Here is a 19442-nt window from a genome sequence, read left to right as displayed (position 1 = left end):
CCTGCGCAGCATACGATTACTTTCCGAATGCATGCAATTATTTGAGCAATCCTCAACAAGGACGGTGCGCAAGCTCGGCTTTACGCATTCTCAATTCGACATTATTGCCACCCTGGGCAATACCCCTGGCATGACCTGCAAGGAACTGGGTGAAAAAACCCTGATCACCAAAGGCACACTGACCGGTGTACTTGACCGCCTGGAACAAAAAGGCCTGGTACAACGTGACCGCAGCAACGATGACCGACGACAATTGTTTGTCAAACTGACGCCCTGTGGCGAAGCCACCTTCGACGATATTTTCCCCAAGGTAGTACAACGCGGCAAACTGCGTTTCAACACCTATACCGAAGCAGATTACCTGCAACTGGAAACCGCGCTAGGAAAGTTGAAGCAACATCTGCTCGACGACAGTCATTGATGGCAGAATAAGCGCTGCGGAACGTCTGCACACTGCTGTATGCCTTCCCAACTCATTTCTTACCAAGCTAACAGGGATTTGATGGCCACCCTCTACCCGCATGAAACAGCGCGGATAAAGGGATGTGCGCGTGCAGATATCTGGGGCGTGTTGACCTGGCAATATTGCTCATGTGAAAGAATTAATTCAGGCTGTCACCAACGATAGGGCCTTTACCACTGAACCTGTCCAGTGTCAGATAAATCACCGGTGTAATGAACAGCGTGATCGCCTGCGAGAAGATCAGGCCACCCACCACCGCCAAGCCCAAAGGCTGACGCAATTCGGCACCAGCCCCCAGACCCAATGCAATCGGCAAGGCACCAACCAGCGCGGCCAGTGTGGTCATCATGATGGGGCGGAAACGCTGGATGCAGGCTTCACGTATCGCCTCGGGCGGTGTCATGTTGTGATGCCTTTGCACATCCAGCGCGAAGTCAATCATCATGATCGCATTTTTCTTGACGATACCTATCAGCAGCAAAATACCTATGGTTGCAATCAGCGTCAGGTCTTCACCGAACATCTGCAAGGTCAGCAAGGCACCCACCGCTGCCGATGGCAAACCAGCCAGGATGGTGATCGGATGTATATAGCTTTCATACAGCACACCCAGCAAGACATAGATGACCAGCAAGGCTGCCACGATCAGTATCACCTGACCGGATTGCGAATCCTTGAACACTGCAGCATCACCACCATAGGTGGTAATGATGGAAGCCGGCAACTTGATTTCTTCGCGATATTTGTCTATGCGATTGGTGGCGTCACCCAAGGCCGTACCCGGTGCCAGATTGAACGACACAGTAACCGCCTGCAACTGGCCCACATGGTTGATGGCAGTCGGCCCGACGGTACGCTTGACCGTGGCCAAGCTGGATAAAGGAACCAGGGCGCCGGTATTGGCACGGACATAAATACCGTTGATGGCATCTTCATCCTTCTTGGCATCCGGTGCGACTTCCATGATGATCTGGTAGCTATCCACATTGGTGTACATGGTCGATACCTGACGCTCACCAAAAGCGCTGTACATGGCCGAACGTATGCTGTCCATGTTGACGCCTAAAGCATTGGCACGATCACGGTCGATATCGACACTGGCCTGCAAGCCTTTCAGTTGCGAATCCGTAGTGACATCCTTGAAACCGGGATCAGTGCGCAATTTTTCTTGCAGCTTGATCGCCCAGTCGCTGAGTGAGCTGGCTTCCACGCTTTGCAGGATGTACTGGTACTGGCTCTTGCTCGGGCGTCCACCCAGTTGCAAGTTTTGTGTGGGACGCAAAAATACGGTGATACCTGGCACTTCATTGAGCTTCTTGCGCAAGCTGTCCACCACATCCTTCATGGGCTTGCGCTCATCGCGCGGTTTCAGGTTAATAAACATGCGGCCAGTATTTTGCGCACCGCCACCGCCGTTAAACGAGGTTGCTGTTGCCACATTCGGGTCATCGCGTATGATTTTGGCGACCCTGTCCTGCAACACCACCATGGCAGGGAAAGAGGTTTCTTCTGCTGCTTCGGTCGAGACGTTGATCTGGCCTATGTCTTCCTGCGGAAAAAAACCTTTGGGAATGATATTGAACAGATAGGCGGTCGCTGCAAACGTTGCCAAGGCAATCAACAATACGGCACCACGATGACGCAAGGCCAGATCCAGGCCTCGCGTGTAAGCGCGCAGAGATGAATTGAAACTGTTTTCAAACACCTGCAGCATGGCTGCCACGACTTTGGGTGGTTCTTTCAGCTCATGTTCGCTTTTCAGGAAACGGCTGGCCAGCATGGGTACCAGCGTCAGCGAGACAAAGGCTGAAGCGGCAATCGCCAGGGTAACAATGACGGCAAATTCATGAAACAGCTGGCCGATCACACCAGGCATGAAAAAAATCGGGATAAACACCGCCACCAGCGAAGTGGAAATGGAGATGATGGTAAACCCGACTTCACGCGAACCCTGCAATGCCGCCTTGAATGGCGGTTCGCCATTTTCAACGTGACGCATGATGTTTTCCAGCATCACGATCGCATCATCCACCACCAGCCCGACGGCCAGTGTCAACCCCAGCAGTGACACATTGTCCAGCGTATAGCCAAAGCCCCATAACAGGCTGATAGCCCCCACTAGTGACACCGGCAGTGACAAGGTAGGAATGATGGTTGCGACCATGCGACGCAAGAACAGGAAGATCACAATCACTACCAGGAAAATCGTCAGCAGCAAGGTCAGGTTAACGTCATGCAAGGCATCGCGGATGGAGATCGAGCGGTCATTCACCAGGTTCATCTTGACCGACGCCGGAAGCTGCGCCTTGAAGCCAGGCAAGGCTGCCTTGATAGAATCCACCACCTTGACGGTATTCGCATCGGTCTGTCTTTGAATCGCCAGCGTGATCGAACTTTCTCCATTGAAATTGGCGGCAGTTTTTACCTGTTCATAACTGTCTTCCACCTGGGCGACTTCACGCAGGCGCACTACCTGGCCACCCTTGTTGCTGACCACCAGATCGGCAAATTCCGCAGCGCTTTGCAGTTGCTTGTTGGCCAGCAGCGTCAGGGTCTGCTTGTCACCGTCCAGTGTACCGACCGGTGTATTTGCATTCGACGTCTTGATCGATGCCGACAGTTCATCCAGTGTCAGGTTGCGTGCTGCCAGCGCATCCGGCATCACACGTATGCGCACGGCATACCGCTTGATACCAAAAATATTCACCTGCGCCACCCCTTCCAGCGTCGACAGGCTGGGGGAAATCAGGTGTTCTGCATAACTGGTCAGTTCAGACAGGCTGAGTGAAGGTGAGGTCAGGGCAATGAACAACACAGGCGCATCGGCCGGGTTCACCTTGCGATACGACGGTGGCGATGTCATGTCCACTGGCAAGGAGCGGGTCGCCCGCAGCAAGGCCGCCTGCACGTCCACCGCAGCCGCATCAACATTGCGGTTCTGGTCGAATTCCAGGGTCAGTGAGGTCGAACCCAGGGTATTACTGGAACTGATGATGGACAGGCCGGGAATGGTCGCAAACTGCTTTTCCAGCGGCAGCGCCACCGACGTCGCCATGGTTTCCGGACTGGCACCCGGCAAGTTGGCATTGACGCTGATCACCGGCGTGTTATAGCTAGGTAAAGCCGCAATCGGAATGTAACGATATGCCAGCACACCTGCCACTACAATCGACAGGTTCAGCAATATCGTCATGACCGGACGACGTATGAACAGCTCGGACAGATTCATGATGCACTCGCTGCGGAAGCCGATGTCACTGGTATCGCTGGTGCTTGGGTCGGTGCACTACCGGAATTGGAAACACCAGCCGAGGCACCAGCCTTGGCAGACTTGCCGCCCTTGCCGGAGCCACCTTCTTTGCCATCATCCTTGTCATCGCCATTGCGTTCCTTGATGGTGCCACCAGGGCGCAGATTCTGTTTGCCGTCCAGCACCACTTTGGCACCGGCCTCTATCCCGGTTACCACGGCATCATCGCCAAAACTGTTGGTCACAATGACAGGTTTCACGATGGCCTTGTTTTCGGCATCGACCACATACACGGATTTGCCCCGGGCACCAATGACGATCGCATCTTGCGGCACCACGACGGCATCTTTCAAGGTCTGTACGCTCAATTCCAGGTTCACGAAAGCACCCGGCCACAGTTTCATTTCCTTGTTGTCAAATACCGCCTTGACCTTGATGGTGCCAGAGGCAGCATCAACCGCATTGTCGACAAACTGCAACTTGCCTTTGAACCTGGCATTGTTATCCGGCAGACTGGCCAGGACAAAACTGTCAGCGCGTCGCATGCTTTCCAGTGCATCTGGCAGATTACGTTGTGGCAAGGGAAAAGTGATCGCTACCGGATCCATTTGGGTAATCGTCACCAGTGCTGGCGAGGTCGCGCTTGGCTGCACCAGCGAACCGGGGAAGACACTGATGATGCCGGTACGGCCAGCAGACGGGGCCACGATGCGGTTGTAACTGAGGGCAACGCGGGTGGCCGTAACTGCCGCCTTGTCAGAAGCCACGACGGCTTGTTGCGTATCGACCAGAGTCTGGCTGGCATCCACTGCGCTTTGTGCAACAAATTTCTTCGCTACCAGGTCTTTGCTGCGCGCCAACTGACGTTGATTGTCGGCCAGTGTCGCCAGATCCTTGTCCAGCTGCGCCTGGGCCTTGGCCAGATTCACTTCATCCGCGCGGCTATCCAGCGTGAACAACACGTCACCGGCACGCACAAACTGCCCTTCCTTGATATGCACCTTGGCAATGGTACTGGTAACTTGCGGACGTATATCTACTGTATTGATTGCCGACACAACACCGTTGGCAGTCAGGCGTACCGGGTAATCACGTTTTTGTGCAATCACGGTAGATACTGTCACCGGACGATTTTGCCCACCACCGTTCGCATTGCCAGCATTGGCAGCTTTGCCGGACGCCGTATTTTCAGCATTTGCCGCGGCAGAAGATTTCCATACCTTGTAAGAGACACCAGAAGCTGCCGCTATTGCCGCGACGATGATCAGGGTTTTGAATTTACTCATATTATTTTTATCCAGTGCAGGGACGCCAAGAAGTTATTGCAAAATCAGGCTGACAAACTGCCTCCATGCCAAATTGACTGCCGCGTAAGCACAAGCGGTCTGACCATTTTTACCACTTGCCATGCGGATGGCGGTGAGAGAAAGACATTTTAAATTGCAATTGCTTCTAAGACTCAAATCAACATCAAAAGTTCAGAACCGAAATGCTAGCAAAGAAAAAGCCAGCACACAGGCTGGCTCTCATTTTAGATACCTTCCGTTACATGGAAGCGACAGAGCTCCTGCGTTTCAAACAACTGCGCCATCCGTATCATCTTTTTCTTTGACCGGCTTGATCAGGTCTTCCCGTTTCACACCCAGCCACATTGCAATCGCGGCTGCCACAAACACAGAAGAATAAATACCGAAGCAAATACCTATCGTCAGTGCAACTGCAAAATAGTGCAGTGTCGGGCCGCCAATCAGTAGCATCGACAATACCATCATCTGGGTACAGCCATGCGTGATGATGGTACGGGAAATGGTACTGGTGATGGCATTGTCAATCACTTCAGTTACCGACATCTTGCGCTGCTTGCGGAAATTTTCACGGATACGGTCAAAAATAACCACCGATTCATTCACAGAATAACCCAGCACCGCCAGTACCGCCGCCAGCACCGACAAATTGAATTCCCATTCGAAAAAAGCAAAGAAACCAAGAATGATAATCACGTCATGCAAGTTGGCAACGATGGCCGCTACTGCGAATTTCCATTCAAAGCGTATGGCCAGGTAGATCATCACACCCAGCACCACAAACAGCAAAGCCATCAAACCGTCATGTGCCAGTTCGTCACCGACCTGGGCACCGACCAGTTCTACCCTTTGCAATTTCACCGGTTCATTCTTGGCAGCGTCCTGGCACACCATTTTTTCAGAGCTTGCGCCACTTTCAGCACTGCTCGTTACTTTGGTCAGACTGCCGTTTTCCATTTTGCACAGTGCTTCAAACACCACGTCAGAGACAGGGGCTTTGGCATCTTTCTTGGTTTCCGGCAAACGGATCACCACGTCTTGCGCGCGGCCGAAAGGCTGCACTGGAGAATCTTCAAAACCCAGGTGTTCGACTATTTTTCGAATGCCATCAACGTTCGCCGCTTTCGGGTAAGTCACTTCCATGACCGTACCACCGGTAAATTCAACCGAGAAATGCAAGCTCTTGTGTACTAGGAAAAACACGGCAGCCACAAAGGTCAGTGCAGAGATGACATTGAATATCAGCGCGTGGCGCATGAAAGGAATGTCTTTTTTAATGCGGAATAATTCCATGATGTAGTCCTGTATTCTTGTTTGGCTGAGCGCTTATTTCACAGCATCTTGTTTTGGCTTCCAGATCTGGCCAATAGAAATGGACGACAGTTTTTTCTGCTTGCCGTACCACAGGTTAACCACACCACGCGATACAAACACGGAAGAGAAAATGGAAGTAACAATACCCAGGCAATGCACGACAGCGAAGCCGCGAATTGCGCCGGAACCAAACACCAGCAATGCCAGACCTACGATCAGCGTCGTCACGTTGGAATCGAGAATGGTCGCCCAGGCATGATCAAAACCTTCTTCTATGGCTTTCTGCGGTGTTTTGCCAGCCCGTAGTTCTTCCCGTATCCGCTCATTGATCAGCACGTTGGCATCAATCGCCATACCCAGTGCCAGCGCGATCGCAGCAATACCCGGCAATGTCAGCGTCGCCTGCAAGCGGGACAGCAAGGCCACCAGCAATAACAGGTTGACCGACAAGGCCAGCACGCTAAAGAAGCCGAACATCATGTAATACGCCATCATGAAAATCGCAATCGCGGCAAAACCATACAACGTGGAATTGCGGCCCTGTTTGATGTTTTCCACACCCAGTTGCGGGCCTATGGTGCGTTCTTCGATGATTTCCATCGGAGCCGCCAGCGAACCGGCGCGCAGCAACAGTGCCAGATCACCTGCAGCAGCGGTGGAGCCCATGCCGGTAATGATGAAACTGTTACGCAATTCGTCATTGATGGTTGGCGCGATCAGGACTTCACCCTTGCCTTTTTCAAACAAGACTATCGCCATCCGTTTGCCGATACGGGTGCTGGTAGCCTGCGCCATCTTGCGACCACCATCGCCATTCAGGTCAACACTGACTGCTGGTTGCTGATGCTGGTCGAAACTGCCTGTCGCATTGGTAATATCATCACCTGTGATGACCGGGTCCTTGGTCAGGATCAGGTTTTCGCCACGATTGGATTTGAACATTTCAGAACCAAATGGCACTGCCGTATTGGCGTCAACCGGGCCAATCACACTGTCGTCCAGCAAACGCACTTCCAGCGTCGCCAAACGATTGATGATGCTTTTGGCACGCGCCACGTCCTGCACGCCTGGCAATTGCACAACGATACGGTCAGCGCCCTGCTGCTGAATAATCGGTTCTGCCACACCCAGCTCATTCACACGCTTGGACAAGGCAGTAATATTTTGCTTGATGCCTTCTGCCACCACATCTTTGAGTGCCTTGGCCTTCAGGCTGACCTGCAGATTGAATTCACTGGTATCCGTGCTTGCCACGTCCAGCAAATCCACATCGTTCATGCGGCTGACCAGTACCGTTTTTGCTTTTTCACGCGCCTCTGCATCACGGAACCTGATCTTGATCTGATCGCCTTCACGACTGATACCGGCGTGACGTACATCCTTGTCGCGCAAGGTGACGCGGGTGCTGGACAGTAAGCCCTGAAGGCGTTTGTTCAATACTGCCTTGGTATCCACCTGCATGAGGAAATGCACACCACCGCGCAAATCCAGACCCAGGTACATAGGCAGGGCATTCAGGCTTTGCAACCAGTTTGGGGTATTCGACAAGAGGTTGAATGCCAGCGTATAGGACTGATCGGTTGGATCAATATTCAATTCTTTTTCCAACAAGGCTTTGGCTTTGAACTGGGTATCCGTGTCTTCGAAACGCACCCGTATCGTGCCTTGCACGCCGTTGTTTTCGTACACCAGGCCCTTGTTTTTCAAACCGCCTTTTTCCAGTGCCTTTTCTACGGCAGGCATCATGCTGGAGTCAATTTTGAGCGTGGCCTTGGCGCTGCTGATCTGTACCGCGGGTGATTCGCCAAAGAAATTCGGGGCTGTATACAGCGCACCCAACACCAGCGCGATCAGAATCAGTAGGTACTTCCAGAGTGGATAGCGATTCATAATGGGAAAAATAATTGGAAGCTAAAAAGCACAACGCAGCCCGGAGTAGTAGGACTGCGTTGCCTGTGTTCGCTGATTACAGCGTTTTAATCGTGCCCTTGGGCAGCAACATCGTAATGGCTACTTTTTGAACCACGATTTCTGTATCTTCAGCCACCTCTATGGTGACATACGCATCAGTGACCTTGGTCACTTTGCCCAAAACGCCACCGGAAGTGATGACTTCATCATTCTTGGCCAGCGCATCCATCATGGAACGCTGTTCTTTCTGACGTTTCATCTGTGGACGTATCATCAGGAAATACAGCACCACAAACATCAGAATAATCGGCAGGAAACTCATCAGGCCACCGTCAAGAGCGGTACCAGCAGATTGCGCGTAAGCGTTGGAAATAAACACGTTCAGACTCCTGTCATTTTAATAATACTTAACCCGTTTTGCGACACAAAGGTGAATACAATTTGTTGCAATCACTGGTATATAGCGCCAAAAGCTTAATTTTCAATTAGCAAAGCTCTGTATTTTAGCACTGCACGAAGCAATTGCTTTCAATTGTCAGCATATACGGGATGATTCATTGCCAGGGAAGGAGAAAAGCAGCTTGTCGCCTTAACAAATTGCCATTAAGACTACCAATTGATGCGGGCAACGTTGTAGCGTTGCCCTTTTGATCATTACCGTTGAAAGGCTTTGCCGTTTACTGTCAGCTTGCCCTGCGACCATTCGAGCTTGGCATTGAGCAGCTTGCCGTTGCGATTAATGTAACCCTGTTCGACAAAACTGGCGATTTGCTGATTCATGGCATCCAGCGCGGCTTTCTGCATTTCCGGGTCTTTTTGCGAGGCACCACCCAGCTTGCTGACCAGGACATCCGTCAGGGTAATATCCAGATTACCCTGCACCTTGGGGTACAGGGCCATGATATTGCTGATATCGGTGACATTGGCATCCACCAGTTTCATCCCGCCGGTCAGTTTTGCCTCACCATCGCTGGTGACGATGCTGATACGTTCCAGGACCAGTTCCGGCTGGCCATTGATGATGGTCGGTCCCACCTGCTCCCATACAGCTTTCAGGGCAGCCATTTTTTCTGGATCGGCGGTGGCACCGGAATAGGCGGCAGAAATCTGCGCAATGGAAGGAGCATGCAGGTGCTTCACACCATAGTCGTAATGGAAATTGCTGAATTCAAGCTGATCAAACATGAACTTGCTGACCCCCAGCCTGGCAAACACGGACAAGAAATCATCTTTGATGCTGGCATCGGTGTTCAGGCTTAACTGCTGCATGGAAAAGCTTTTTTTCGGATCTGCCTTGTCGCTGAAACTGATACCAGCCAGTGTCGTCTCGGATTTGCCTACATATAAAGGACCGGTAGGATAGGCCTTGCTGGCATCCCCCTTGATGCTGATCGCGCCCATCTTGAATGACTGACCTTCCAGACTATCCACCGTCAAACCGGGTGCATTCAGGCTGACACGGAAATTTTTATACTCCTTGTCAAAATCCACATCCATATTCAAACCCTGCCAGGCCAGTTTGTCGCGATCCCGGTCCGTAACGGTAGAGAAAGCCGGGCTGGACAAGGACACATGTCCAGCGCCGCCATAGGTCAGGGTGGAGCTGATTTGCAAAGGATCGGCATTACCAAATATTTTTTCCAGTTGTGTCTTGCTGGCCGGGTCCAGCACCAGCTCGGTCTTGATGGAGGCTGCACCGAAGCTGCGCAAGCCGGGGAAAGGGCCATGCTGGATACGGCTGACAAAACGCAGTTGTATCACTGGTAGCTGTTCGCCCCTGGCAGCCTGGGCAATCTGTGCTGCCTGCGCTGCCGGGTCAGCACCAGTATTATCCCCCCCTGCACCTGGCGGGGCCGCTGGACTTGGTTTGGAAATACTGGCCAGGTTAAGTTCCAGGGTGACATCTTCGACAGAAGAAAACACGCCCCGTTGATAATCCTGCTTCACCAGTTTGATGAAAGGCGTCTGCGCGGGCTGGTCTTTCGACGTCATGAATTTGGCAGCCACACGTTTCCCTGTGTACCAGGATGCGGCAGGATAGGCCCCAGCCAATACCGCCACCAATACCATCCAGCGTGCACTAATTTTCACAGACTTCCCCCGTAGCGGCTAAAACGCCTATCATGAATAAGAGCGGAAAGTGTAACAAGCTTCATTTCGCTTGTCATTGTTACACACTCAAATACATGTATTGCCCTGCGCCAAAACCACACTTGTGCATGCTTATGTATGCTTTATGAGGCGCTTCTTATCGTCGCCAATGCCAGTTCAGAGCTGTTCAGGGCGCCTTCGACAAAACCCTGGTAATCGGAATAAGCCTCACCAACGATATGGATATTCTTGGCGCCACTGCCAAAGTCAAAGGCCTTGAACACATCCATGACTTTCCATGAGCGCACCCCAGGTTGCCAGCCATGGTTAGCGGCGCCGTACGGTGCCCTGGCCCAGTCGCGGATACCATAGGTGACAATCGAATTCTTGATATGTGTGCGGGTCTCTTCCAGCGATTTTTCTTCAAACATGTGCTGGGCCTGGTCCGTCAGTTTCAAGCCTGATCGCTTGATATCAACCAGGCGCTTCACATCACGTGCCACAAATAGCGAAAAGGCATCGACGATTTTGACGTTCTGGTCAATTTCGGCCCGGTCATGGCGCTCAGACTCCATCACATAATGCTTCCAGAATTCTGTCGACGGACGGTCCATGTACAGCAAGACCATGCCATGGCCATCCTTGTCCTTGCCTTGCTGGCGGCGGAAATAATGAATCTCGCGGGTAGGCAGGCAGCTTGCATACTGTTGCGGCCTTTGGGAATAATCCCACCACGGTGAATCTGTTACGAAGAACAGTTTCAACATCGGGAAGCCATTCACCGCATCGAGTTGCGAAGCCACATGTTCGGGCAGGCAGGATGCCAGTTTCACCAGCGGCATTCTTGGCAATGCCAGGATCAGTCTGTCGGTCTGCAACTGTATATTGCCGCTTTTGGTACGCACTTCCAGTTCCAGCAGGGGCTGGCCCATGGCAACCTGCCTGAAGCTGGTCAGCATATGGCCGCCAGCCAAAGTGACATTGCTGAGATTACGCAATTTCGCCATCAGGCTTTCTGTCAGTTTGGCCGTACCGCCATCGACACTGGCCAACTGCTGGCCGACCGTCTTCAACGCGCGTAGCCACCAGATAATCCATTCGATGGCATTCAGGTTTTCCGGAATCATGTGATAGAAAGTCCCGGTATCCCTCAGCTTGGTTAACGCCAGGTGACTGAGTACGCCTTCGGCCGACAACGCATTCCAGAAACCCATGCTCCACAACGGCTGACCATTGAGTTGCGCATGTTTGCGCATGCGCTGGTAATCGGCTTCGGTCTGATTGTCGATCCAGGCCTGGTCTTGCGGGTCTTGCCCCATCACCAGCATGATGCCGCGTTTCAGCAATTGCAGGGAATTGAGGCCCATTTCTTCCACCGGCAAGTCATAGGTGGGGGCGTTGACTTCTTCGCCTTCAGGGCCACTGAACTCGGTCAATCTGACGCCGAGGTCACGGCACAGTTTATCGAAGCGCGGTTGTAAGGTGGGCTCGAATCGCATCGGTCCCCACTCAGCAATGAAACCGTCGAGATCTTCGGTTTCTATGCGCCCACCCCAACGATCTGACGATGCCTCCAGCACCACCACTTTTTGCCCGGCCTGAGCCAAGCGCCAGGCGCAATACAAACCGGAAATGCCGCCGCCGGCAATAATAACGGGGTGATAATTATTCATAGATAGGACTTACGCAAAATCGTCCCAGCAAGGCGCAGCGACGAAGACAGTGCGAATAGTACGGCAAGGCGCTGTAACACAGCTGGGGCGGTTTTGCATAAGTCATAATAGGAAACCTTTTTAATTTTGCGCGGTCTTTGCACGCTTTATATGTATAAAATCCATTTCATCAATAATGGTGAAATGGATTCTGGTGTTGAGCCCAACTTGATCAGTGAAGGAAACTGTCGCTTAAAGAATTAAAATCCATTACGTCTCGCTGCTGCTGCACGCGCACCTTCTTCACGCTGCAATCTTTCTTCCTCGTCCGCAATTCGTTTTGCACGCAAGGCGGCTTTTTCCTCATCAGCTTTTTTCTTGGCCGCATCCTCTTCTTCTTTACGCAATCTGCTCAGATATCTCTCATTAAACTCATCACTCTTTTTCTTCCAGTCTGCGTGCTGCTTGCTTACCTCAGCCGCTGAAGGAGTGTCTTCTTTATTAATGATGACTTCCGTCGCACTTTTCGCGTTTTTGTCACAGGGTTTGTCCATATAACTGGTTCTGCCATCTGCTGACACACATTTGTAGACTTCGCGCCCCTGTGCGAATGTCGCAAAACACAGGGAAAGCGTGAAAATAGCGAATTGATTGCATTTCATAGTGACTCCATGAATTGAACGACATTCCCTGACATGTGGCAATTATGCAGATTGGCATTACATATGGCGCAACTTATTCTGTCTGCAATGCATGCGCCGTGTCAAACGCCACGCGCCCGGTCAGCATGGAATTGCGCGACAAACTCGGGAAAGCGTTCATCATCCAGTGCCTTGCGGATATTTTTCATCAAATCCAGGTAGTAGTGCAGGTTGTGGATGGTGTTCAGGCGTGCACCCAAAATTTCGCCAGTACGATGCAAGTGATGCAGGTAGGCGCGCGAGAAGTTCTTGCAGGCGTAACACTCACAGGTGGCATCCAGCGGTTCTTTTTCTTCCTTGTAGCGCGCATTCTTGATCTTGATATCGCCAAAGCGGGTGAAGATCCAGCCATTGCGTGCATTACGGGTCGGCATGACGCAATCAAACATGTCTATGCCATTGGCCACACCGGCCACCAGGTCTTCTGGCGTACCGACGCCCATCAGGTAATGCGGTTTGTTTTCTGGCAGCTTGGGGCCGACATGCGCCAGCACGCGCATCATGTCTTCTTTCGGTTCACCGACAGACAGGCCACCGATGGCAATGCCGTGGAAATTGAGTTCATTCAAACCAGCCAGCGATTCATCACGCAGATGCTCAAACATGCCACCCTGAACGATGCCGAACAAGGCATTCGGGTTTTCACCCTGGTTGAATTCATCGATGGAACGTTTGGCCCAGCGCAAGGACATGCGCATGGATTTGCCGGCTTCTTCTGTCGTTGCTGGTCGGCCATCGATTTCATACGGCGTGCATTCATCAAACTGCATGACAATGTCAGAATTCAGGGCGCGCTGGATTTGCATGGATATCTCTGGCGACAAAAACAAACGCTCGCCGCTGATAGGCGACGAAAACTTGACCCCTTCTTCGGTGATCTTGCGCATCGCCCCCAATGAGAATACCTGGAAACCACCGGAGTCGGTAAGGATAGGCTTATCCCAACCCATGAAATCATGCAGGCCACCAAACTTGTTGATCACCTCCATGCCCGGGCGCAGCCACAGGTGGAAGGTGTTGCCCAGGATGATGTGGGCATCAATCTCTTTCAATTCCAGCGGCGACATGGCCTTGACTGAACCATAGGTACCAACCGGCATGAAGATAGGCGTTTCGATTTCACCATGGTTGACTTTGACACGACCGCGACGGGCAGCAGTGGTTTTATCTTTTTTGATCAGTGTAAATTCAAGCATGGTCTTCCCCGGAGGAATTGGTCAACAGCATGGCGTCGCCATAGCTGAAAAAACGGTATTGATGGGCAATCGCGTGCGCATAGGCAGCGCGGACGCGACCATAACCGGCAAATGCCGATACCAGCATCATCAACGTGGATTTTGGTAAGTGGAAATTAGTGATAAGCCGGTCCACGGTTTTAAATACATAACCTGGCGTGATGAACAAACGGGTGTCATCGCTGCCTGCCCGCAAGGCACCGTTTTGCGAAGCTGATTCCAGTGCACGCATGCTGGTGGTGCCAACAGCAACCACTTTGCCACCTGCAGCTTTGGTTGCTTGCACAGCACTGACGGTGTCATCTGGCACGGTATACCATTCGCTGTGCATCTGGTGATCTGCCAGGTTTTCTGTGCGGACAGGCTGGAAAGTGCCCGCCCCCACGTGCAGGGTCACGTAGGCCAGCTTGATGCCTTTATCCTGACAACGCTGCAACAAAGCCTGGTCAAAATGCAGACCAGCCGTAGGCGCAGCGACTGCACCCGGCACGCGGTTATACACGGTCTGATAACGCTGCTCGTCAAAGTCATCGGCATCATGCTCGATATACGGTGGCAAAGGCAGACGGCCATAGGTTTCCAGCAAAGTGAAAATGTCGGATGGGAAGTGCAGGGTAAAGAATTCGCCCACACGTTCACCAACGACCACATCAAAACTATCGGCCAGACGTATTTTGCTGCCCGGCAGCGGTGATTTGGATGCGCGCATTTGCGCCAGTACGCTGCGTTCCTGCTCATTGTTTGAGAGTACACGTTCGACCAGCATCTGTATCTTGCCACCGGTTTCCTTGACGCCGAAAAAACGCGCCTTCAGCACACGGGTGTCATTGAATACCAGTAAATCACCAGCTGACAACTGGTCTATGACGTCGGCAAAATGCCGGTCTGTCAATTGATCACCGTCGACATGCAGCAGGCGCGAGGCCGTGCGGTCGGGCAAGGGTGTTTGCGCGATCAGGGTATCGGGCAGGTCAAAATCGAAATCACTCAGGGAATAGCGCATGCAAGTATCAGACATCAGACAAAAATCGGGGTAAACCGCCAAAAGCCATAGAAAGCTGCTGCATACTGTATAAAATATCAGTAGAATATGCAATATCAGGTAAAAACTGTTCCAATTGACAATATTCTTTGACGACAATATCTTGCTTCATCATGAATCCAGACACTCTCGAACCAATACGGACACAGTTTTCCAGCTATCATCCTTACACAAAAAATAAGCTAACGGCAAAACCCACCATTTTACACCCCATGGCCGCTGAAGACCAAAGTGCAAAAACAAACGCTGACAATGCGCCTTCCGGCCTGCATGAGCCTGCTATAACAGCATCGCCAATAGAAACCGAAAAAACCAGCACAAAAACAGCAGCAAAAAAATCCAAAACAACTGCCAGCAAGGTGAATAACGGCAGCAGTGCCAGCAAAATAAGTGAAAAACTGGCCAAACTGGGCTTGCGCAAGGACATGGATTTTGTCCTGCACCTGCCCATGCGTTATGAAGATGAAACCGAAATCGTCAACATGCGAGACGCCTCTTTCCGTGGTGGCAGCAGCGTGCAGGTAGAGGGCATAGTCAGCGAATGCGATATCCAGTACCGCCCGCGACGCCAGTTAGTCGTCACCATCGCCGACGATACCGGACAAGTGGTACTGCGCTTCCTGAATTTTTATGGTAACCAGACCAAGCAGATGGCGGTTGGCATACGTATCCGCGCCAGGGGCGAATTGCGGCATGGCTTCTTTGGTGCAGAAATGGTGCATCCACACTATAAGGTCGTCAATGAAGGCGCGCCCCTGCCTACGGCGCTGACGCCCGTCTACCCATCTGGCGAAGGGCTGCCGCAAGCCCTGCTGCGCAAGGCCATCGTCAATGCCATGACGCGCGTCCACTGCCACGACACCCTGTCCCCTGCCCGGCTGAGCGCACTGGGCCTGCAAGATTTTGAAAGCAGCATACGCATCCTGCACAACCCGCCATCTGAGGTTGACCAGTACAGCCTGATAGAACGCGAGCATCCCGCCTGGGAACGCATGAAGTTCGATGAACTGCTGGCCCAGCAACTGTCACTCAAGCGCGCCCAGATCAGCCGTCGCAGCAAAGGTGCGAATGCCCTGCCGCTGGTCGGTGAACTTAGCAATGCCTTCTTGCTGAACCTGCCATTCTCGCTTACCAAAGCCCAAGAAAAAGTATTGGCCGAGATACGCGCCGATTTGCGCGAAGCCTTTCCCATGCAGCGCCTGTTGCAGGGCGACGTAGGCAGCGGCAAGACCATCGTTGCCGCCCTGGCAGCAGCACAAGCAATAGACAATGGCTTTCAGGCCGCCCTGATGGCCCCGACAGAAATCCTGGCAGAACAGCATTTCAGGAAAATTGCCGCATGGCTGGAACCGCTGGGCGTCAAAACCGCCTGGCTGACCGGCAGCCTGAAGAAAAAAGAAAAAGACGCCGCCAATGCCCTCATCACTTCTGGTGAAGCACAACTGGTGATAGGCACCCACGCCCTGATACAGGACAGCGTGCAATTCAAAAAACTGGGCCTGGTCATCGTCGATGAACAACATCGCTTTGGCGTCAGCCAGCGCCTGAACCTGGCCAACAAGACCGAAGCTGGCAAGGTGCCGCATCAATTGATGATGTCGGCCACCCCCATCCCGCGCACCCTGGCCATGACGTATTATGCCGATCTGGAAGTGTCAGTAATCGATGAACTGCCGCCAGGCCGTACACCGATAGTCACCCGCGTGATAGACCAGAACCGCCGCGACGAAGTCATCGCCCGTGTGCAGGCGGCAGGCCAGGAAGGCAAACAAGTCTACTGGGTCTGCCCGCTGATAGAAGAATCCGAAACCCTGCAATTGCAAACCGCCACCGACACCCATGCCATGCTGGCAGAAGCCCTGCCAGAACTGCGCGTGGGCCTGGTGCATGGCCGTCTGAAACCGGCAGAAAAACAGGCCACGATGGAAGCCTTCATCCGCAATGAAAGCCAGGTACTGGTGGCCACCACGGTGATTGAAGTCGGCGTCGATGTACCGAATGCCAGCCTGATGGTCATCGAACATGCAGAACGTTTTGGCCTGTCGCAATTGCATCAGTTGCGTGGCCGTGTAGGCCGTGGTGCCGCCGCCAGCGCGTGTCTGCTGCTGTATCAGGGTCCACTGGGTGGCACCGCCAAACAAAGACTGGCCACCATGCGCGAAAGCAATGATGGCTTTGAAATCGCCCGCAAGGATCTGGAACTGCGCGGCCCTGGTGAATTTCTCGGTGCACGCCAGTCTGGCGAAGCCATGTTACGCTTTGCCAATCTCGAAACCGATCAATGGCTGGTAGAAAAAGCCCGCAACCTGGCCGACGATTTGTTGAAGAACGACCCCGCCACCGTCATCGCCCACCTGGAACGCTGGCTCGGTTATAAAGAAGAATTTTTACGCGTTTAATACGGAATAGACATGCTCACCATCACCAACGTAGACCTGAACAACCCCACCCATGCAGCAGACCTGGTCCGCATGCTGAATATGTATGCGCTAGACCCCATGGGCGGCAACGAAGCCTTGTCCGACTATGCCAAGGCCAACCTGATCAAAGAATTAAAGCAACGCAACACCGTCCGCGCCATCCTGGCTTACGTTGACGACCAGGCTGCCGGTTTCGCCATCTGCATAGAAGGCTTTTCCACCTTCGCCTGCAAGTCTTTGCTGAACATCCACGACTTTGCCGTCCACCCCGACTTTCGCGGCCAAGGCGTGGCACAGGCCATGATGCAGCACCTGAGCACCTTGTCCGAACAACTGGGTTATTGCAAGATGACGCTGGAAGTATTGGAAGGAAATACGCGGGCGCAAAACCTGTATCGTTCTGAGGGCTTTGCGCCTTATGAGTTGAATCCTGAGTTTGGTGGGGCGATTATTATGCAGAAGAAGATTGCTTAAGAAGTAGCAATACCGCCAATAGCCAGCGTCGTGCGGCAAGCTCAGCCAATATGCTCCGTCGATACAACCAGTGCTTGTTAACAGACAGGCCTCGTCATTAATATATCCTTTAGCAGCTCAATTCTTTATCTCCATTTCCCCTACATTCCCAACCGGTGTAATTCAGGAATTTAATATGCAAACGATAGAACGACCAGGGATAGATTTAAAATGGTCCAAAAGCTGGAAGGCTGATTGTAAGAATTTACAGGGCTGGTACGACCAAATGAATCAATCCACACTTGATAATTTGAAACATTACGCTGAATCTGGTAGTCATCCGAAAGATGTTCTTCGAAAGGTCCGTGAATACAACCCGCCCTATAAAAACTGGGAACGATTTTCACTTAGCAACGACTTGTCAATTTATGGATTATTGCGTTTATTCGAATTGGAAAAGAATGGTATGTCAGGCATTCCCTTTGATACCAATTTGGCTTTAAACGCATTTGCAGCATTTTTAACTGCGCGAACAGTTGAGTTTGAAACACACAATAAGGCCCAAATACGCCTTGGCAAACCCATGTCTAATTTGCAAATGGAAGAAGTTTTGTATTGCGCACTTGGCATGGTGATTGGTTGCAAGGAAGAATCTGCAAAACTCACGCGGATGTATATAGCCGCTTACTACAAAGGCTGGATAGAAGATACTTGGCGTTATCCCATATTTGCTTTTATCTTGCGTTTGTTGGCTGATTATCTGGGGGAAGACCCGCTAACTATACATGGCGCACCCACCGAAGAACCGATTTTTCAGGCGTTGTTCGAGCATTGGAAAATACCTGATCCAGAAGACTTGGCACTGATTTGTCTTGCTGCCTGCGACTATCATACGCGCAGCTGTAAATATGATACGGAAGGTGAGTTTTATAGTGGGCGGTGGACTCGTCTACCGATTGAGATATTGCTATTGTTTAAAATGCGCCAGCTGTCCGGTTTGCAAAATCCTAAGCTAGATCATCCACTAATGAATACGCCACTTGGTGTATTGCCTGAAGAAGTAAGTTTTCAGCCCAATGCCTTAATTCAGTGCGTGCGCGAGCGCATGATATTGGATGGCTATGACGAAGATGCTATCTATGCGGAAAGCTGCAAGGATTAATGCGTTTATGGATTAGAAGCATGAAAACATTGCCCATATCTTGATGAAAGGTGCTGAATGCGCCAGACCATTGGCAAGATCATAGCGATGATGCGTATTTTCCAGTTGTTGATTCTATGAATAATGCGCAATTCAACGCCAGCTTCTATCAAAATTCTTGCCTCAAAAATTAATGTACATCTGGGATTGAATATGCAAACGATAGAACGACCAGGTATCAACCTGAAATGGTCCAAAAGCTGGAAGGCTGATGCAAAAAATATGACGAGATGGCGAGATAGTCTTGGACCTGAAAATATCTTGGAACTGGAGCACTATGAGCTTCCCTCGGTAATTAGTTCACCATCAGGTGACTGTCATGCAGCCAGATTCTCTTGATTTTGTTTCTTCATCCAGTCTTCCAGATATTGAACCGGCGAGCGATAACCTAATGTTGAGTGCTGG

General features: G+C 51.8%; 15 protein-coding genes. 4 read left to right on the top strand and 11 right to left on the bottom strand.

Features of this window, described 5'->3' with window-relative positions; genetic code table 11:
• Nucleotides 1-31: 31 nt before the first annotated feature.
• A complete protein-coding gene (locus ACO0LM_RS16650; protein WP_423038380.1) occupies nt 32-421 on the top strand; it encodes a MarR family winged helix-turn-helix transcriptional regulator in 390 nt (129 codons plus the stop codon).
• A 181-nt stretch (nt 422-602) separates the two neighbouring features.
• On the opposite strand, the gene ACO0LM_RS16645 is transcribed toward ACO0LM_RS16650, so the two are convergent.
• From ACO0LM_RS16645 to ACO0LM_RS16595, 11 genes are all read right to left on the bottom strand, one after another.
• The gene (locus tag ACO0LM_RS16645) at nt 603-3692 is read right to left on the bottom strand and encodes an efflux RND transporter permease subunit (RefSeq protein WP_423038379.1); all 3090 of its coding nucleotides are present in this window, start codon (nt 3690-3692) and stop codon (nt 603-605) included.
• Nucleotides 3689-4999, bottom strand: coding sequence for an efflux RND transporter periplasmic adaptor subunit (locus ACO0LM_RS16640; RefSeq protein WP_423038378.1), 1311 nt, complete (start codon nt 4997-4999; stop codon nt 3689-3691). Before ACO0LM_RS16640 ends, ACO0LM_RS16645 begins: the two co-directional genes overlap by 4 nt.
• 288 nt (nt 5000-5287) lie before the next feature.
• Nucleotides 5288-6310, bottom strand: coding sequence for a protein translocase subunit SecF (gene secF / locus ACO0LM_RS16635; RefSeq protein ID WP_423038377.1), 1023 nt, complete (start codon nt 6308-6310; stop codon nt 5288-5290).
• Between the two features lie 33 nt (nt 6311-6343).
• Nucleotides 6344-8221, bottom strand: a complete 1878-nt coding sequence (gene secD, locus ACO0LM_RS16630) for a protein translocase subunit SecD (RefSeq protein ID WP_423038376.1) — start codon at nt 8219-8221, stop codon at nt 6344-6346.
• A gap of 76 nt (nt 8222-8297) precedes the next feature.
• Nucleotides 8298-8564: a preprotein translocase subunit YajC gene (yajC, locus tag ACO0LM_RS16625; RefSeq protein ID WP_422988747.1), complete on the bottom strand. Its 267-nt coding sequence runs from the start codon at nt 8562-8564 to the stop codon at nt 8298-8300.
• A gap of 332 nt (nt 8565-8896) precedes the next feature.
• Nucleotides 8897-10333 carry a YdgA family protein gene (locus ACO0LM_RS16620; RefSeq protein WP_423038375.1) on the bottom strand — a complete coding sequence of 479 codons (1437 nt, stop codon included), beginning with the start codon at nt 10331-10333 and terminating at the stop codon, nt 8897-8899.
• 143 nt (nt 10334-10476) lie between these two features.
• Nucleotides 10477-12006, bottom strand: coding sequence for a flavin monoamine oxidase family protein (locus tag ACO0LM_RS16615; protein WP_423038374.1), 1530 nt, complete (start codon nt 12004-12006; stop codon nt 10477-10479).
• A 239-nt stretch (nt 12007-12245) separates the two neighbouring features.
• The gene (locus ACO0LM_RS16610; protein WP_423038373.1) at nt 12246-12647 is read right to left on the bottom strand and encodes a DUF4124 domain-containing protein; all 402 of its coding nucleotides are present in this window, start codon (nt 12645-12647) and stop codon (nt 12246-12248) included.
• A gap of 101 nt (nt 12648-12748) precedes the next feature.
• Nucleotides 12749-13882 carry a tRNA guanosine(34) transglycosylase Tgt gene (tgt, locus tag ACO0LM_RS16605; RefSeq protein ID WP_423038372.1) on the bottom strand — a complete coding sequence of 378 codons (1134 nt, stop codon included), beginning with the start codon at nt 13880-13882 and terminating at the stop codon, nt 12749-12751.
• Nucleotides 13875-14924 carry a tRNA preQ1(34) S-adenosylmethionine ribosyltransferase-isomerase QueA gene (gene queA / locus ACO0LM_RS16600; protein ID WP_423038371.1) on the bottom strand — a complete coding sequence of 350 codons (1050 nt, stop codon included), beginning with the start codon at nt 14922-14924 and terminating at the stop codon, nt 13875-13877. The genes tgt and queA overlap by 8 nt, the downstream gene beginning before the upstream one ends.
• 7 nt (nt 14925-14931) lie before the next feature.
• A complete protein-coding gene (locus tag ACO0LM_RS16595; protein WP_423038370.1) occupies nt 14932-15078 on the bottom strand; it encodes a hypothetical protein in 147 nt (48 codons plus the stop codon).
• On the opposite strand from ACO0LM_RS16595, the gene recG reads away from it, so the two are divergent.
• From recG to ACO0LM_RS16580, 3 genes are all read left to right on the top strand, one after another.
• Nucleotides 15077-17362 (top strand): ATP-dependent DNA helicase RecG, encoded by a 2286-nt coding sequence (gene recG / locus ACO0LM_RS16590; RefSeq protein WP_423038369.1) that lies wholly within the window; start codon nt 15077-15079, stop codon nt 17360-17362. The genes ACO0LM_RS16595 and recG overlap by 2 nt on opposite strands.
• Before the next feature lie 12 nt (nt 17363-17374).
• Nucleotides 17375-17857 carry a GNAT family N-acetyltransferase gene (locus tag ACO0LM_RS16585; protein ID WP_423038368.1) on the top strand — a complete coding sequence of 161 codons (483 nt, stop codon included), beginning with the start codon at nt 17375-17377 and terminating at the stop codon, nt 17855-17857.
• A 175-nt stretch (nt 17858-18032) separates the two neighbouring features.
• Nucleotides 18033-18998, top strand: coding sequence for a hypothetical protein (locus ACO0LM_RS16580; protein WP_423038367.1), 966 nt, complete (start codon nt 18033-18035; stop codon nt 18996-18998).
• Nucleotides 18999-19442 lie beyond the last annotated feature (444 nt).

The sequence above is a fragment of the Undibacterium sp. Di26W genome, assembly GCF_049340265.1.
In the GTDB taxonomy this organism is placed as follows: domain Bacteria; phylum Pseudomonadota; class Gammaproteobacteria; order Burkholderiales; family Burkholderiaceae_D; genus Undibacterium.
The sequence above is the reverse complement of the archived record's forward strand: the minus strand, read 5'-3'. Positions and strand labels throughout refer to the sequence as shown.

Bases quoted from the DNA above. Each gene is read 5' to 3' on its own strand.
- tgt (WP_423038372.1), bottom strand. From the start codon at position 13,882: ATGCTTGAATTTACACTGATCAAAAAAGATAAAACCACTGCTGCCCGT.
- recG (WP_423038369.1), top strand. From the start codon at position 15,077: ATGAATCCAGACACTCTCGAACCAATACGGACACAGTTTTCCAGCTAT.
- yajC (WP_422988747.1), bottom strand. From the start codon at position 8,564: ATGAGTTTCCTGCCGATTATTCTGATGTTTGTGGTGCTGTATTTCCTG.
- ACO0LM_RS16645 (WP_423038379.1), bottom strand. From the start codon at position 3,692: ATGAATCTGTCCGAGCTGTTCATACGTCGTCCGGTCATGACGATATTG.
- queA (WP_423038371.1), bottom strand. From the start codon at position 14,924: ATGCGCTATTCCCTGAGTGATTTCGATTTTGACCTGCCCGATACCCTG.
- ACO0LM_RS16585 (WP_423038368.1), top strand. From the start codon at position 17,375: ATGCTCACCATCACCAACGTAGACCTGAACAACCCCACCCATGCAGCA.
- secD (WP_423038376.1), bottom strand. From the start codon at position 8,221: ATGAATCGCTATCCACTCTGGAAGTACCTACTGATTCTGATCGCGCTG.
- secF (WP_423038377.1), bottom strand. From the start codon at position 6,310: ATGGAATTATTCCGCATTAAAAAAGACATTCCTTTCATGCGCCACGCG.
- ACO0LM_RS16595 (WP_423038370.1), bottom strand. From the start codon at position 15,078: ATGATGAAGCAAGATATTGTCGTCAAAGAATATTGTCAATTGGAACAG.
- ACO0LM_RS16615 (WP_423038374.1), bottom strand. From the start codon at position 12,006: ATGAATAATTATCACCCCGTTATTATTGCCGGCGGCGGCATTTCCGGT.
- ACO0LM_RS16640 (WP_423038378.1), bottom strand. From the start codon at position 4,999: ATGAGTAAATTCAAAACCCTGATCATCGTCGCGGCAATAGCGGCAGCT.
- ACO0LM_RS16580 (WP_423038367.1), top strand. From the start codon at position 18,033: ATGCAAACGATAGAACGACCAGGGATAGATTTAAAATGGTCCAAAAGC.
- ACO0LM_RS16610 (WP_423038373.1), bottom strand. From the start codon at position 12,647: ATGAAATGCAATCAATTCGCTATTTTCACGCTTTCCCTGTGTTTTGCG.
- ACO0LM_RS16650 (WP_423038380.1), top strand. From the start codon at position 32: ATGCAATTATTTGAGCAATCCTCAACAAGGACGGTGCGCAAGCTCGGC.